Source organism: Arthrobacter sp. UYCu723 (genome assembly GCF_054059215.1).
On sequence record NZ_JBSSBW010000001.1, the window covers coordinates 2,516,682 to 2,532,045 of the forward strand.

The following is a 15,364-nucleotide window of genomic DNA, read 5'->3' on the forward strand; positions in this document are numbered from 1 at the left end:
CGCAGCGGGCGGGTCCAGCCAGGAGATCGTAGCCTTCGACGGCATCAACCTCGGCTTTGCGGCGCAGACCGACCGCGGCCTGATGGTGCCCTCAGTGCGCAACGCGGACAAGCTCAGCGCCCGCGAACTGGACGCCGAGATCCGCCGGCTCACCGCCGTCGTGCGGGAGGGTAAGGCGACCCCTGCGGAGCTGGGCAGCGGCACCTTCACGCTGAACAACTACGGCGTGTTCGGGGTGGACGGTTCGGCCGCGATCATCAACCACCCCGAGGTGGGAATCCTGGGCGTCGGGCGGATCATCGACAAGCCGTGGGTGGTCGGCGGCGAGCTCGCCGTCCGCAAGGTCACCGAGCTGACCCTCACGTTCGACCACCGGGTGTGCGACGGAGGCACTGCCGGGGGCTTCCTCCGCTACGTCGCCGACGCGATGGCCAATCCCGGGGTGGTTCTGGCGGATATGTGATTCCGTTGCGATTTCAAGGACACATGTAACCGTGATGACGAACATCAGAGGCAGTCCGTCCAAGCTGAGCGTACGTGGTGTTTCCGACCCTGGGTTACACCTTTCGATTCCGCTGACGGAACGTTGGGTGCGTTAGAAGACTTCTTCGACTCAGCCCATGTTCATCTTAGGGACCGTTGCCGCCCTTATCATTGAGGCATGGGGAATCTACCGGGGTCCAGCAAGCGCCGAGCCACAGGCCGAGGCGGGCGTGTAACCTCGACACTGGTCGATGGGGTCAGGTATGCAGGGGGCGGCGCCAAAATATCGGGTGGCGGAGGTCTGCTCATCCGTTACCAGTTCGGGAAGATAGGTAGGTTGGTTAGCAAGATGGCCACCGGATCATTTGTCTTCCAGTTCGCCCAATCCCGCAGTAAACGCAGTTGATGTTGCATTCTGTAAGCGCGGCAACTGTCGATGGCGTCATGCTGCTGGCAACAGGAATCGTTGTTGCGGTAATGGGAGGTCTGGCGCTTTTCCAGATGCCGCTGAGGGCACGACTATCGGTCATTGCACTTTTGGCTGTCCCGCAGCTCGTGGTGCCGGGTCTAATCGAATCGGCTTCACTTTTTCAGATATGGGTGGCAGTCTGTGCGCTCGTGATGCTGCTGCGCGAAAGACCTCGATTTTCGTCGGTTTATGTCCAAGTGCTGCTCGTGATGTCCGCAGTTACCCTCGTAGCGGCACTCTGGTCCCCACTCCCAAACTTCGCTGTCATCGCTGCTGTTCAGGTTCTTTCTCTCGTCACAATTGCGCTTCACGCAGCGTACGTTCTTAAGGAGGATCCGAAGGGACTGACAACGACCTTCAGATGGCTGTCGGTCGGGGTTCTTGTTGAATCGATCCTCGTTATCGCCTTCAGGTTGCTACCGTCCTTGGAAGAGGCGTTTCTAAAGAGTCCAGCCGCTGAGTTACTCATCGGATCGGACAAGATGCGCAACTTCTTTTCAGGTTCTCCCGATAACGTCTTTGACCCGCTCAAGGCGGGCGGCCTTTGGCTAAACGCCAACACCGCCTCGATGTTCCTCGGGGTTTCAGCGTGTGCATTTGTCTGCGTGTACAAGCGGTATCGGTCAAAGTTTTTCTTGCTGACCGCGGTGGTGTCTGCTGTCGCGGTTTGCTTCACTGGGTCGAAGACTGGCTTGGTCCTACTGATCGCAATGCCCGCCCTTGCGTGGGTGGGTACGCACCTAGCTCGGCCACGTGGGCGACCTTACATTCTTCCGTTCCTATTGCTGGCGTATCCAGCCGCGATGCTCGTTCAAGCTTTGGTTGACGCTATGATTCCCGTCGAATTGGCCTCCAACTCTTCGCTCTCCTTGGGGACGCGGGTAATCATCTGGGATGTAGCTGGGGCTTTGTTCGCCTCATCCCCATGGCTTGGACTGGGCTTCGGCGGCTGGGGTGAGAACTTCTATGCTTTCAGTGGAGGAGCTCTGGGTCGGTACTTTCCTCCGCACAACATAGTCATAGCGACCTGGGCGGACAACGGCATAGTGGGTGCCCTCCTGCTCTGCGCTTTGATCGCGATCGTCGTGACGGGACATTTCAAAAGGATGGGTTCCACTCCCTCGCCAGTGTCTGCGGCTTGGGGGTGGAGCTTAGCTGCCTTTCTGTGGACTTGGATCCATGGCATGGCAGACGCAGTGACATTTTACGGGGACATTAGGACGGTCATATTTCTCGGCCTGCTCATGGGATTCATGCTGCACGAGCCCAATGCGGGCGGATCAGATGATGTTCAGAACAAAATCGCCCGCGTTCCCCACCCCGTGCAGGTCTACGGCACGAATCGCAGCGTCTAGAACTTTCATACGTGGAAGAGTTGGGTCTCACCTAGCGTAGACTGCGAACTCCGTTCGGCCGCTGCACAAAGGGTTCGTTCGGACGCCGCAACGTTTTCCGCGGACCCGTATTTCTTCAGCCACCTGTGCCCGGTTGACTCGTGGCCTCGACCATGGGTAGCCCGTCGTTGAGCATATTTCCCCGGCAAAACCGGCGCTGACCGGCTGGGGATGTTGGGGGTAAGCACTGGTAATTCCTCCTACCGATCCTGAACGCGAAGCTCACGCAAGCGCTGTCCGTCTACTCAGGCTGCGAGTAGCTGCGTCTAGGTGAATATGCTCGAAAAGACCCACGACGACGGCTTGGGCGTCCAAGGGCACGGAGAGGCCGTGATGGGCGGGACTATCGACCGCAAAAGTCTACGAAGCCGTGGGGGACCGCTCGCACCTTGCCGACGTCGAGAGGTCATACCCGATCCGAAAGGTCCCGCATCCGCCGGGTCTTTGACCAATGCCGCACCATTCTCGGAAGGCCGTATTTGCCAACCACACTCTGTAAGGCGGCTGAACCCACTAGAACGCGTACTACTCCAGCGACCACCGGGTCAGGCCATGACCGGCTCGCGGAGGACTTCGCGGCTCGATCGATCACTGAGAGCACTTATCATTGTGGGCATGACTATTGGGGGAGTGGGCGTCGCGCCCAGCCGTATGCATTTCCTGGACGGCGTTCGAGCGCTAGCCGCTATGTTCGTGGTTGTGCACCACGCGTGGCTGACCGTTTATCCGGACTTCGAGATTCACGGCCCGGTTGGTGCGGCTACCTATTGGATGAGCTTTGGCAGCTTCGGCGTCACAGTTTTTATCGTCGTTTCCGGATTTTCGCTCATGCTGAGCCCCGCCCGGAATGGCGGACGCTTGCGTGACGGCGCACTCTCATTCTTCCGTGGACGCTTCCGGCGAATCGTGATTCCTTACTGGTTCGCTCTGGCGATCTCGGTTCTGCTGGCGCTTACGGTTGTGTCACAGAAAACCGGCACACACTGGGACTCATCGCTACCTGTGACTTGGGAATCCGCCATCGTCCATGTTTTTCTGTTCCAGGACTTCGCATACGGTTCGAGCATTAATCACGTACTTTGGACGATTGCCCTTGAGTGGCACATCTACTTCCTTTTCCCGCTCCTGCTGCTCATTTGGCGCAAAGTTGACCCGGTTGTTTCCACCCTCCTGGTGCTGGCAGCCACAACAGTCGTTTCCGTTGCTATGGAAGACAGCGGAATGTGGTTCTTCAAGTCGTTCAACTTCATCGGGTGCTTTGCCGTGGGCGCTTTAGGTGCACACACTGTTCATGCTCGTGGGAAACTTATGGTCCTCGGCCGCACAGTTGCGCCGCGGTGGACCTTGGTGTCCGGGGGGTTCTTTGGCGTGGCGGCAGTTCTCGCCGTGACAACCCGAAACTACGGCCTTGTGAATCCCGTACTCTCTATCGCTGCCTCAGCCCTGATCGTCAGCATGGCACTGGGAAAAACAGGTTGGCTGCGCAGGGTTCTTGAAGCTCGGGTCCTGGTGTGGATAGGCGTCAGCTCATACAGCCTCTACTTGCTCCATGCCCCCATCGAACAGATGATCTATCAATACTTAATGGCTCCGCTGGGGCTCGGAGTCTACAACGGGGTGTCGCTTCTGGTTTTGGTTCCCGTAGGCCTAGTCACCTCGATATTTGTCACTAGGCTCTTCTTCTTGGCGGTAGAAATGAGATTCATGGGCAGTCCCAAGCTGCGAATCGCTAAGCCAAGTGTTCGGGAAGAAGCTCAAGTGTGATGGGCGCGCTCGCTGATTCGGGTCGGGGCAGCCGACTGGCGCATTTATATCAGGCAGCAGATACGATCGCGGCAATTAATCTATGAGGGCTTCCATGAAAATCTTGATCGTTACTCGCTCAATCCCTATGCACAGCTGCGCTGGTGGCATGGAGGGCGTGGCCTGGGACCTGGCGACAGGACTTGCACCCATGGCAGAGGTCCACGTCCTCACCACTACAGTGCCCGGTCACGGCGCGCAGTTTGTAGCTGATGGAGTGCATGTCAAGACCATTTCGGGTACCAAGCCTGGTCGATACTCTCCGGCCTGGTGGGTCAAGACAGCGCTATGGTCGCAGGCCAGCCACTACAACGCCGTCCTGAGCGTCAGCGCCGGCGCCAGCAGCATGGCCCGTTTCAACAGGTCCCCGCGGTACGTCTTTCAAGCACACGGTACCGCGTTCTCTGAGCTACTAGCACTATTGGCCGGTAAGCCGAGGCTATGGCCACTGAAGGCGCTGCGCCTGGCCTATTGGGACCTAGTTGACAGAAGTACCTACAAGCTCGTTGATGCTGTGGTCCCTGTCAGCGACATAGTCGGTGGCAAACTCAAGCAGTCCCGATACTCCCGTACGTGGGATAAGACGGAGTTCGCCGTCATTGCCAATGGTGTTGTGACCCCGCCAAACCTGCTGCCAGATAGTGCTGCACGAAGCCGGTTTGGCCTTAGCGCTGAGGATGCTGTCGTAGTCACTGTGTCCCGGCTGGTCCGCCAGAAGGGCGTTGACCGGGTCATTGAAGCGATAGTGACCAGTACCCCCGACACAAAGCTACTGGTGGTCGGTGACGGGCCCGAATCTAGGACGTTACGCGCGCAGGCCGCCGCCGCAGGTGTTGCTGATCGTGTCGTGTTCAGTGGTCACTTGGACAAAGCCGGGGTGGGGCAAGCTCTGCGCATTTCAGATGCGTTCATCTTCCCGGTGCGCGATGCTCAACGGGAAGGCCTCCCGTTGGCCGTACTTGAGGCAATTGCGTGCGGTCTGCCGGTCGTCGTCCCCAAGGATTCAACGTGGGATGCGGACCTCGTTCCGTGCCTGAGATTCACCGACGTCTCGGACCCTACGACCCTGTCGGCCGAGATTGCGGCATCGGTCGCGGCGGAAAGGGTCACTTTGCCGTCCGTCTACACTCATGAGTCAATGGTCGGCAGGTACAAAGACGTACTTGGGTTCTAGCCGGTGACAGGTGTTGCGAGATGCATCCACGCTTGTCCTGTCGCTTATGGCCATCTGCCGCGGCCCAAGCTCGCGGGGATTTCGTCGCTAACGTGCTCTCACTTCTGGTCAGCATCGACACGTCGCAGTCAGCTGCAGACCCCCCGGTGGGGATCAACAGCAACACGTGAGAGTTTGAATGGATGGTGTGAATCCTCGGCGTCGGGCGGATCATCGACGAGTCCTGGGTGGTGATCGGCTCGCCGTCCGCCGGCTTCGCGCTTCGTCGCCGACACGATCGAGAACCCGGGGGTGTACTTTCGGACGTGTGAAGCCGGCGGGTCCCTATGCCGGCGCCGAGAACCGGTGGGTCAGCCATGACACTGGCACCAGCAGCAGCCACAGGAACGGTGTGAAGGCGTTGAGGACAAACGCCGCCGGAATCGAGAGCAGGAAGACCAGCGCCCCGGCCAGCCGAATGCTGAATACCTTCCGGTGGCCGTCGGGTGCCATTTCCCGCTCCATCAGGTCTGCATGTTTGGCGTACCCCCAGATGGCCGCCATGGTCAGGTAGACCGCGGCGATGTTGGCGGCGTACAGAACACTCGGCCAGGGCGTGGGTCATCCCCGTATTGGCTGAGCACAGACGTCGGACCGGGCAGCATGGCGATGAAGAACAAGAGGGCCAGATTCAGCCGGCCCAGGTTCACATTGAAACGGCGGATCCGTGCGAAGTCGGAATGGTGTGACATCCAGGTCCTGGCGATGATGAGGAATGAAAGCGCATACGCGAGCAGTTGCGGCAGCGCAGCGACCAGGGCATCGTCCAGCTGCTCCGCCGGAATGCCGGCAGGCAGCTTCAGGTCCAGTGCCAGTAGCGTCAGCGCGATCGCAAAGACGGCGTCGCTGAAGAACACCATCCGCTCCAGTGACGTGCCGGATTCCATCGGGAGCAACCTCCCAGTCCACGACGAAGCAACTGAAGTAGCCACAGGCTACACGGCGACGCCGCAGGAGGCGATGGCGGTGGCGTCGCGGTCAGCGTTCATCCAAGGAGCGGACGCCCACCTAACGCGCCCGTCGGCCAGAACCGGGCCAGGGGCATCCATTGAAGGGCGGGGCTAATGAGTGGACTATATGTACGGCAGGCCCGACGCGAGATCCGGCGCCGCCGCCGGCAAGTGCTTTCATACGTGGGATTTTCCGTGCTGGCCGCCGCGACCATCGTCGGGGTGGTCATAGCATTGGCGCGTTAGGCGTATCACTGGCTGCGGGTCGCGGAGGCCTTAACGGTCTGCTCAGGCGTGATCTTCGCCAGAAGGGTCTGCGCGGCCATCTGGGCCATCTGGCGGGTGGGGGGACAAGAAGGCGCCCTCGCGCTGGATCAGGGCGATAGTGTCATACAACGGCTCGGCAAAAGGGACGTTCTTGGGGAAGCTCGGGCCGTTGACAATTGCTTGGGGGGGCGAAGGTGGAGGCGGCCCGGCAGCGACAGGTCCCAGGGCGGTATCATCGTGTTCCACCTCATCGCCGGATCGAATTTCAGTCCTTTGAGCCGGGCGCGCTCCAAGAGCTGCCGCCTCGTCGGGTCCTGCCAGCCGGCGAAGGCGTCATAGAGCACCAGCTTCGACGCGGTGAGTCCCTCCAAGGTGACCGGACCAAGGGCGAGGCTGCGGGTGGCAGATACGTAAAATACCTCAGCGTTGCACCAGGTCGGCCAGGTCATAGTGGGCGCCGTAACGCAGTACGCCGAAAGTGCAGACGCCGCCAGCCAGCGACCACATGAATTTCAGCGCCTCCACGCCGCGGAAAGGTCATGAAGCAACCTACGTCCGGCTCGGAACGGCTCGGATTCACTCGGCTCAATGCCGCCTGAAGGGCCCCCGTTACGTGCGTGAAACACTCCGCTGCTGTCATCGGATGGCCCTGTGGCATATACCGTTTCAGCTTCCGTTGTGCGAGGGGTTGCGGAGTACTAGCTTTGACCCATGCAGCTATCGGTACGTGACGCGGCGCACGTTCAGGGGAGCATCGTCACACTGAAAGGTCCGGACGTGGGCGGGGTGCCGGCCCAGAGGCTGCCCGAGGTGGTGGCGACGGTTTCTGAGATGCTCGGTGACATCGAGGCCAACGGCATGGACGCCGTCGTCCGGTATGCGCAGCAGCTGGACGGATGGCAGGGCGGCAACCTGGAGGTCAGCAGTGCCGACCTCGCCCGGACCGGCGACTCGCTCTCCCCGGAACTGCGGGAGGCCCTCATTGCCGGCGCGGACCGGACCCGGCTCTTCGCGGTGGAGCAGCGCGAACGGCTCACTGATTTCGAAACCGAGCTCCTTCCCGGCGTCTTCACCGGACAAAAATACGTTCCGGTGGGCCGGGTGGGTGCATACCTCCCGGCCGGCCGGTTCCCCATTCTCGCGAGCGCCTTCATGACCGTCGGCGTGGCCAAGGTGGCCGGGGTCCGCAACGTAATGGCCTGCACCCCACCCGTGGGGCCCGACGGCGGAAACCCAGCCGTGCTATACGCCACATACCTGGCCGGCGCGGACCGGGCCTTCGTCCTCGGCGGGGTGCAGGCCATGGCCGCTATGGCATTCGGCCTTCTGGACGAGCAGCCGGCGGACATCCTGGTGGGCGCCGGCAACGCGTACGTCACCGAAGCCAAGCGGCAGCTCTTCGGGCGCGTCGGCATCGATCTCCTGGCCGGCCCCTCCGAGGTTGCCGTCATCGCCGATGAAACCGCCGACGCCGAGCTGGTTGCCGCAGACCTTCTCGGCCAGGCCGAACACGGCCCGCAGTCACCGGCCTCCCTCGTGACCACCTCGCGGGAGTTGGGCGAGGCAGTTCTCCGGCACATCGACCAGCAACTGCGGACGCTGCCCACCAGGGACATTGCCGGGCCGGCATGGCGGGACTACGGCACCGTCTACGTGGCCGAGGACCGGGAAACGGCCGTCCAGATCATGGACCGGCTGGCGCCGGAGCACCTCGAAATCCAGACCGCGGACGATTCCTATTACCATGAAAACCTGCAGAACTACGGCTCCATCTTCCTGGGCCGGTGGTCCACGGTGGCTTACTCGGAGAAAGGCTCCGCCGGCACGAACCATGTGCTGCCCACGGGCGGAGGCGCCCGGTCCTCCGCCGGGCTCTCCGTTTCCCGCTTCCTTAAACCCCTCACTTTCCAACGGGTGGAACGGGACGCGACCCCGCGCCTGGCCAACTACGTCACCACCATCTCCGACGCCGAAGGCATGGCAGCCCACAAGGCCACCGCCGTGCTGCGACTTGACCGCTTCAACCGACCGACACATTCCTAACAAAGGCCCTTTAGAATGACTTCAAGAATGTTCCGCAATCGTCTCCGCCCTCGTGCCCTTGGGCGTGGCAACTGTCCTTGCCCTCACCGGGTGCGGCTCGTCAGGCGGCGCATCCAGCAGAAAACCATCACCATCGCGACATCCAACGATGCGCCCTTCTCATTCACCGACCAGGCGTCCGGTGAGCTCAAAGGCATCGATGGCGAGATGATCAACGCCATTGCCGAAGCCAAGGGATGGAAGATCAAGGTCTTCACCTCCGAGTACGCCACGCTGATCGCGGCAATGAACGCCAAGAAGGCCGACGCAAGTGTCGACGCCATGTACATCACCGATGAGCGGAAGAAGGAAATCAACTTCACCGATCCCTGGTACACCGAGGGTGAAGCCATGGTGGTCCCGGCCGATTCGACCCTGGCCTCACGCGACGACGTCAAGGGCAAGGTGCTGGGCGCCCAGACAGGCACCGTGTTTAAGGATCTCGTCGACAGCCTGGGGGGCAGCCAGGTCAAGCTCATTGACTCGCAGGCTGCCCTGCTCGCGGCTGTGGAAAACAAGCAGGTCGACGCCTTCTTCACCGACAGCGCTGTGGTGGGCTACAGTCTGGTCCAGAAACCGAACACCAAGCTGAAGCTGGTCGCCCCGTACGAACCGTTCTACCCGGGCATCATCGGAGCCGGCGTGCGCAAGGACGATACCCAGCTGCTTGCGGACCTGAACTCGGGCCTGGCTGAGCTCAAGAAGAGCCCCAAGTATCTCGAAATCCTTAAAAAGTACGGTCTCGGCGAAGCGAACGTGGCCAAGTAAGTTCCAGCAACACTCAGGGCCGGCGGGCATCCGCTTTCCGGCAGCAGCCTGCCGGCCCTGCCCCACCTTACTTCGGGACTCCAAGTGGACTTCATCAAAAACACCCTGGCCGTGTTCCCGGCGCTTCTGCAGGCCGTACCCGTCGTCGTACAACTGGCCCTTGGCGCGATGGCGCTGGCGCTGGTCCTGGGGCTGCTCATCGCGTTGGCGCGCATTTCCTCACTCAAAATCCTCCGCGCCATCGCTACCGTCTATCTAGAGGTCATCCGCGGCACCCCGCTGCTGGTCCAGCTGGTCTACATCTTCTTTGTACTTCCCAGCATCGGCGTCAGCATCGAGCCGGTCCCGGCAGGCATCCTCGGGCGCGGGCTCAATTACGCCGCCTACCTTTCCGAAGTCTTCCGCTCCGCCATCCTGTCCGTGGAGCACGGCCAAACCGAGGCCGCGCTGTCCCTCGGCTACACGCCCGGAAAGACCTTGTGGAAGGTGGTCATTCCCCAGTCATTCGTGGTCTCGATGGGGCCAATCGGCAACTACTTCATCGCCATGATCAAAGACACGGCACTGACTTCGGTGATTGCCGTGACCGAGATCCTGAAGACCGCAAACATCCTCAACAGCCAAACCTTCCAGACCACGGCCATCTATACTGCAGCCGCCATTCTTTATCTGATCATCAGCCTTCCACTCTCGCGCGTTGTGGTAGTGCTGGAACGAAAGGCACGGGCCAATGGCTGACGAGACGATCATCGACGTCCGCGACGTCCACAAGACCTTCGTCTCGGATACGAAGCCCACAATGTGGCAGCGGCTCAGGGGCCAGGTGCACGTGCAGAAAAGGGTGGAAGTGCTCAAAGGGGTGGACCTTGTGGTCCACCGCGGCGAGACCATCGCCATTCTGGGCTCCAGCGGATCCGGCAAGAGCACGCTGCTGCGTTGCATCAACAAGCTCGAGACCATCGACGCCGGCCGGATTTACGTCAAGGGGCACCTGATCGGCTATGAGGAACGCAACGGCGAGTTGGTTGCAGAAAAAGCGAGCGTCACCGCTCAGAAACGCACCGACATCGGCTTTGTGTTCCAGCACTTCAACCTGTTCCTGAACAAAACCGCGCTGGGCAATGTCATGGCGCCCCTCCGGGACGTCAAAAAGCTTTCGGCGCAGGAGGCCCGGGCCATCGCCGTTCCCACCCTCGAAATGGTGGGCCTGGGCGACAAGATGGAGAACTATCCCAGCAAGCTCTCCGGCGGGCAGAAGCAGCGGGTTGCCATTCGCGCGGGACATCGCAGACCGGATCGTCGTGATGGACCAGGGCGTGATTGTGGAACAGGGACCACCGAGCGTTCTCTTCACTGCCCCGCAGCACCCCAAGACACGGGCGCTGCTGAGCCGCTCGGGGATCCTGCCGGAGTAGCCGAACCTTGCGGGGAGGGCGCACGTGGGGCGTGGGTTCCCTCCCAGCTGCCTGCCGCTGGGTACAATCGAGGCCTGAACATCGCAACACCAAAGGCGCTGAACAGCGTTGGAATATGGAGATTTCATGTCACGATGGTCCGAGGTCGGTCCGGACAACTACGTTCTGACAACCCAGGGATCCCTGCTGAACACAGGCCTGGTGGTCGGCGCCGAACGCGCCATGGTGGTCGACACCGGTGGCGGTCCCCGGCAGGGACGCGAGATCCTGGCCGCCGTCCGGGAGAAGACCGATCTTCCCCTCATCGTCGTCAACACCCATGCGCACTACGACCACTTTTTCGGCAACGCTGTCTTTGCTGACGAGGGCGTGACAGAGTTCTGGGCGCACGAGAACTGCGCCGCGGAAATCGAAGAAAACGGGGACAGCCAGCGCCGGGCCGTGGCCGCCGAGGAACCGGAAATGGCCGCCCGTGAAGGCAGCGACGTCGAACTCGTCGTGCCGAACGCGATTGTCCAGGACCAGCCGGTCCTGGTGGACCTCGGCGGGCAGGCCGTCACGCTCTTCTACCTGGGCCGCGGCCACACCGACGGGGACCTCCTCGTTGGGACAGGCACGACGCTGTACGCCGGTGACCTCGTGGAGCAGGGTTCGCACCCTTCGTTTGAGGACTCGTACCCGGAGGAGTGGGCGGGCGCCCTCCGGCACCTGTCCGCGCTGCGCCACCGGTATGAATTCCTGATCCCCGGCCACGGGGAGCCTTGCAGCGACCAGTTCGTCAAGACCATGGCCAACACCATGAGCACCGCAGTGCGGCAGGCCACCCAAGCCACACGGGAAACCCCCGACGACGCCACCAAGGCCATCCCGATCCTTCCCTACGGCCCGGAGCAGTCACGATGGTTCATTACCCGGCTGCAGGAGACGCGGGCGCACCACTGAGCTGCGGGGATGTCCTGCCGCGCGTCGAATGGACAACTCCGGGGGTCCCTGAGTAACCTCGTGGGGGATCCGCAACCTAGGGTCCAATTCCGCCAGCGCTCAGCTCGCCCGGAGAATGGGGATCCCACGGCTCGAGTCAATGATGCCGCTGCCCTCAGGAGGTCTCACCTGTGTCATTGCTCGACTACGTCCTTGCGCTGTGCATTTTGCTCGGCAGCCTGCTATTTCTTGCCGCCGGCGTCTACCTGGTGATGCGCTCCCGGCGTCGACGCCCGGCTCCTGCCGCTGGACCCGAGGGCCTCTAGGCATGGCGTACAACGACATCAACCCGCATCGCTCCAAGCCGACGTGGCCGGCGTACCTGGGCCTGGCAGTCCTGGCCGTCGCGACCGTCTGCATAGTTGCCCTGGCGCTGGCCCGTTAGCTGCAGCTTGCCTGGCTGCGGCCGTCAGCGGGGGAGTGCCGTCGAAAACGTCGGGTTACCGATTAGACCTCGGAATGCCCCCTGAACTAGCTCATCGCGTCGGCAGGCGCGGCGTGTGCTGCTGCGCTGGTCAGCGAGTGTGCAAGCCTGCGCCTAGTGGTGTGTCTCAGTTTTGCTTGACGGTTTGGAGTGCGACGCGGCCGCGGGCGACTTTTTCGAGGATGGATTCCGCTGTCGCCGTCCACACCAAGGGCTTGGGCTCATCGTTGTGGGCGGCGAGGTATCCCTCGATCGCCGTGATCAGGTCCGGGACTGAGTGGAACGCTCCGCGCCGCAGGGCCTTGTCCGTCAGTTCCCGGAACCACCGCTCGACCAGGTTCAGCCAGGACGAGGAGGTGGGCGTGAAATGCAGGTGGAACCGGGGATGTTTCTCCAGCCAGGCCTTCACGTTGGCATGTTTGTGTGTCGCGTAGTTGTCCAGTATCAGGTGCACCTCCAGTCCGTCCGGGACTTCCCTCTCGAGTGTCTTCAGGAACGTCAGGAACTCGTTGTGCCGGTGTTTGGGCAGACAGGAACCGATGACCTTGCCGGTGGCCACATCGAGGGCGGCGAACAGGGTGGTCGTGCCGTTGCGCTTGTAGTCATGGGTCATCGTTTCGCCCCGGCCCTTCTTCATCGGCAGTGACGGCTGGGTCCGGTCCAGGGCCTGGATCGAGGACTTCTCATCCATGCACAACACGATCGCCTGCTCCGGCGGGTTCAGATACAGGCCCACCACATCGATGAGTTTCTCCTCGAACCGCGGATCGGTGGAAAGCTTGAACGCCTCCACCCGGTGCGGCTTCAGCCCCCGCGCGGCCCAGATCCGCTGCACCTGCGCCGGGGACACCCCGACCTTCGCGGCCATGGTCCGCACCGACCAGTGCGTATGCCCTTCCGGCCTGGAGTTCCGCGTCAGCTCAACGATCTCATCGATCTTCGACTGCGGAATCGAGGGCTTACGGCCCCGCCCGGCACGGACCTTCCCCAGCTTCGCCAGGCCCTCATCCTCGAACCGGGCCCGCCACGCACGCACCGTCCCCGGGCTTGTCCCGGCGACCTTCGCGATCGATTCATTGGCCGGCCCCTCCGCGGCCAACAACAAGACCTGTGCCCGCTGCACCTCACGATGGGACGCCGTCTGCGATTTCGACAGCACCTCCAACGCGGCACGCTGACCATCGGAGACCACCAAAGCAGGAGCTGGATTCGACATACCTTCAGTTTAACGGAAGTCTCATAGATTATTTTGGAGACACACCACTAGAATTGCTGTTTGGACCAATTCAAACGAGCACAGCAGCGGACTGCTCTGTGAGCCCTGGGGGAACAATCATGCCCAAACCGGTGGACAATCAAGCAGTCAACGCTGCCGTCGACGCGGAGCAACCGGAGGTGCCCCTGCGGCGCTACCGCCGCCGCGGCGAGGACCCCGACGCCTGGACAGGAACCATGCCGATCATCACGCCCAACGAAGTCGGCAGCGAACCTGCGCGGACTGTCCGCAGCAGTTCCTGGGCCGAGGCCGCCGCCGCCGCGGATGCCGCGGACACGCCCGACGCTCCGGCGCTCGTTCCCGCAGGGTCCGCCACCAAGGGCACCAAGTCTGCGGATGTTCCCGCCGCCCCCGTCACCGCACCCGCCGTCCCCGCCCAGCCGGGCCGCTCGACCCGTACCGCCACCCGGTCGGCCGCCCTGGCGACCGCCCCGGTTCCCGACTTCATCAGTTCACCCGGGCTCTTCGTCCGCGAGCAGAAGCCAAAGCCGGTGGGGGGGCTTCCGCGGTGCCCTGTACCAGATGACCGGCGGCGGAATTAATCTCGGTCCGAGCGCACGCCAGCGCGAAGAGGACGAACTCGCCCGGCGCATCTCCCGCCAGCTCCAGGGCAGCTACAACACCGCCGTCCTGAGCCTCAAAGGCGGCATCGGCAAGACCTCCACCACGGTCGGCGTCGGCCTCACCATGGCGGAATTCCGTGGCGACCCGCCCTGCGCCATCGACGCGAACCCGGACTCCGGCGACCTCGTGGAGCGCGCCCTCGGCGAGGGCATCTACCAGCAGGCAAGCCCGCGCACCATCACAGACCTGCTGCGGAACATCGAGTCCGTCGACACCCTCACGGACCTCGCACGCTATATGCACCACGCCGGCAGGCTCCACCTGATCGCCGGCGAACAGGCCCCCGAGGTTTCGGACTCGCTGACGGCCGAGGAGTACCTGCGGATCCGCAAGCTCATCTCCGGCTACTACTCGGTGGCGCTCACCGACTACGGCACCGGCGTTACCCACAACGCCATGAGCGGCATCCTGCAGTCCGCGGACAACCTCATCATCGCCGCCGGCTACGCCGTCAGCGGCGCCAAGCGGGCGCGGAGCACGCTGCACTGGCTGGCCAGCCACGGCTACGAGGAACTGGCGCGAAACGCCGTCGTCGTGATCACGGACAAGGACGAGGTCTCCTCCCGGGTGGACAAGGACGCGATCGAGGACCACCTGTCCGGGATCTGCCGCCAGCTGATCGCGGTCCCGCACGACCGCGGCGTGGCCGACGGCGACCTGGTCACCTTGGATGTGCTGCGCCCGGACACCCGGCGCGCCTACCGGGAGATCGCGGCTGCGATTGTGGACGGGTACGTTTAGGCCAGAGCATTACTGCTCGCGCGATGCCCTGACCTTCCGTGCTGCTGCCGGAAGGCCGGCCAGTCCGCGGCGCCAGCGCGCAACGTGGGCCTGCAGCAGCCCGGTAACGGAGTCGTCAAGGTAGAGGTCGTCGTGCCGTAAGCTCTGCCGGGAGGGAAGACCGCCCGAGCGAGCACTCTCGGTTTGGATCGACAGGGGCTTTCCAGGAGGGCGACCAGGCAGGCCGTGCCGGGGCCTTGCACCGTTGTCCGGTAGCGCCACTCCTCGCTGACAGCCACAGGCCGGATCAGCAGGTCTGCCCTGCCTGGGTCGTCCAGGAGCGGGTTCAGGGCCGGCGTCGCATGTAGCTCTGCGCTTAGATCGACGATCTCCTGATGCATGCTGGTAGCCACCCGCTGGAGCAAACCTGAGTACTCGCGCTGATGACGAAGATCATCCATGGCACGGAAGCTGTGGAGGGCCGGAAAGATCACC

The 15,364-nt window shown here is 62.5% G+C and carries 13 protein-coding genes and 2 pseudogenes; 12 read left to right on the plus strand and 3 right to left on the minus strand.

What is annotated here, in order from left to right; genetic code table 11:
- Positions 1-10: 10 nt before the first annotated feature.
- The 4 genes and pseudogenes from ACVWZ8_RS11825 to ACVWZ8_RS11840 all read left to right on the plus strand — a co-directional run.
- A pseudogene (locus tag ACVWZ8_RS11825) lies at positions 11-463 on the plus strand (2-oxo acid dehydrogenase subunit E2); the annotation flags it as partial.
- A gap of 464 nt (positions 464-927) precedes the next feature.
- Positions 928-2,307 carry an O-antigen ligase family protein gene (locus ACVWZ8_RS11830; RefSeq protein ID WP_456504749.1) on the plus strand — a complete coding sequence of 460 codons (1,380 nt, stop codon included), beginning with the start codon at positions 928-930 and terminating at the stop codon, positions 2,305-2,307.
- A gap of 654 nt (positions 2,308-2,961) precedes the next feature.
- On the plus strand, positions 2,962-4,110 hold the full coding sequence (locus ACVWZ8_RS11835; RefSeq protein WP_456504750.1) for an acyltransferase family protein: 1,149 nt from the start codon (positions 2,962-2,964) through the stop codon (positions 4,108-4,110).
- Between the two features lie 148 nt (positions 4,111-4,258).
- Positions 4,259-5,323 carry a glycosyltransferase family 4 protein gene (locus tag ACVWZ8_RS11840; protein WP_456505943.1) on the plus strand — a complete coding sequence of 355 codons (1,065 nt, stop codon included), beginning with the start codon at positions 4,259-4,261 and terminating at the stop codon, positions 5,321-5,323.
- A 324-nt stretch (positions 5,324-5,647) separates the two neighbouring features.
- On the opposite strand, the gene ACVWZ8_RS11845 is transcribed toward ACVWZ8_RS11840, so the two are convergent.
- Entirely contained in the window at positions 5,648-5,815 is a 168-nt protein-coding gene (locus ACVWZ8_RS11845; RefSeq protein ID WP_456504751.1) for a hypothetical protein, read from the minus strand.
- Positions 5,816-5,868: 53 nt separating this feature from the next.
- Entirely contained in the window at positions 5,869-6,249 is a 381-nt protein-coding gene (locus ACVWZ8_RS11850) for a TMEM175 family protein (RefSeq protein ID WP_456504752.1), read from the minus strand.
- Positions 6,250-7,290: 1,041 nt separating this feature from the next.
- Between ACVWZ8_RS11850 and hisD the strand changes: the two genes are divergently transcribed.
- The 6 genes and pseudogenes from hisD to ACVWZ8_RS11880 all read left to right on the plus strand — a co-directional run bounded on the left by hisD (position 7,291) and on the right by ACVWZ8_RS11880 (position 11,786).
- Positions 7,291-8,622 carry a histidinol dehydrogenase gene (hisD, locus tag ACVWZ8_RS11855; protein ID WP_456504753.1) on the plus strand — a complete coding sequence of 444 codons (1,332 nt, stop codon included), beginning with the start codon at positions 7,291-7,293 and terminating at the stop codon, positions 8,620-8,622.
- 90 nt (positions 8,623-8,712) lie between these two features.
- Positions 8,713-9,429 (plus strand): ABC transporter substrate-binding protein, encoded by a 717-nt coding sequence (locus tag ACVWZ8_RS11860; protein ID WP_456504754.1) that lies wholly within the window; start codon positions 8,713-8,715, stop codon positions 9,427-9,429.
- A gap of 84 nt (positions 9,430-9,513) precedes the next feature.
- Entirely contained in the window at positions 9,514-10,167 is a 654-nt protein-coding gene (locus ACVWZ8_RS11865; RefSeq protein WP_456504755.1) for an amino acid ABC transporter permease, read from the plus strand.
- Positions 10,168-10,228: 61 nt separating this feature from the next.
- Positions 10,229-10,642 (plus strand): annotated as a pseudogene (locus ACVWZ8_RS11870) (ATP-binding cassette domain-containing protein); the annotation flags it as partial.
- A gap of 52 nt (positions 10,643-10,694) precedes the next feature.
- The gene (locus ACVWZ8_RS11875; protein WP_456506005.1) at positions 10,695-10,844 is read left to right on the plus strand and encodes a hypothetical protein; all 150 of its coding nucleotides are present in this window, start codon (positions 10,695-10,697) and stop codon (positions 10,842-10,844) included.
- Positions 10,845-10,970: 126 nt separating this feature from the next.
- On the plus strand, positions 10,971-11,786 hold the full coding sequence (locus tag ACVWZ8_RS11880) for an MBL fold metallo-hydrolase (RefSeq protein ID WP_456504756.1): 816 nt from the start codon (positions 10,971-10,973) through the stop codon (positions 11,784-11,786).
- Positions 11,787-12,376: 590 nt separating this feature from the next.
- Here the strand turns inward: ACVWZ8_RS11880 and ACVWZ8_RS11885 are convergent.
- Positions 12,377-13,465, minus strand: a complete 1,089-nt coding sequence (locus ACVWZ8_RS11885; RefSeq protein WP_456504757.1) for an IS630 family transposase — start codon at positions 13,463-13,465, stop codon at positions 12,377-12,379.
- Between the two features lie 131 nt (positions 13,466-13,596).
- Here ACVWZ8_RS11885 and ACVWZ8_RS11890 point away from each other — a divergent pair, with 131 nt between their 5' ends.
- Positions 13,597-14,067 carry a hypothetical protein gene (locus tag ACVWZ8_RS11890; RefSeq protein ID WP_456504758.1) on the plus strand — a complete coding sequence of 157 codons (471 nt, stop codon included), beginning with the start codon at positions 13,597-13,599 and terminating at the stop codon, positions 14,065-14,067.
- Positions 14,048-14,890: a MinD/ParA family ATP-binding protein gene (locus ACVWZ8_RS11895; protein WP_456504759.1), complete on the plus strand. Its 843-nt coding sequence runs from the start codon at positions 14,048-14,050 to the stop codon at positions 14,888-14,890. The genes ACVWZ8_RS11890 and ACVWZ8_RS11895 overlap by 20 nt, the downstream gene beginning before the upstream one ends.
- Positions 14,891-15,364: the final 474 nt, after the last annotated feature.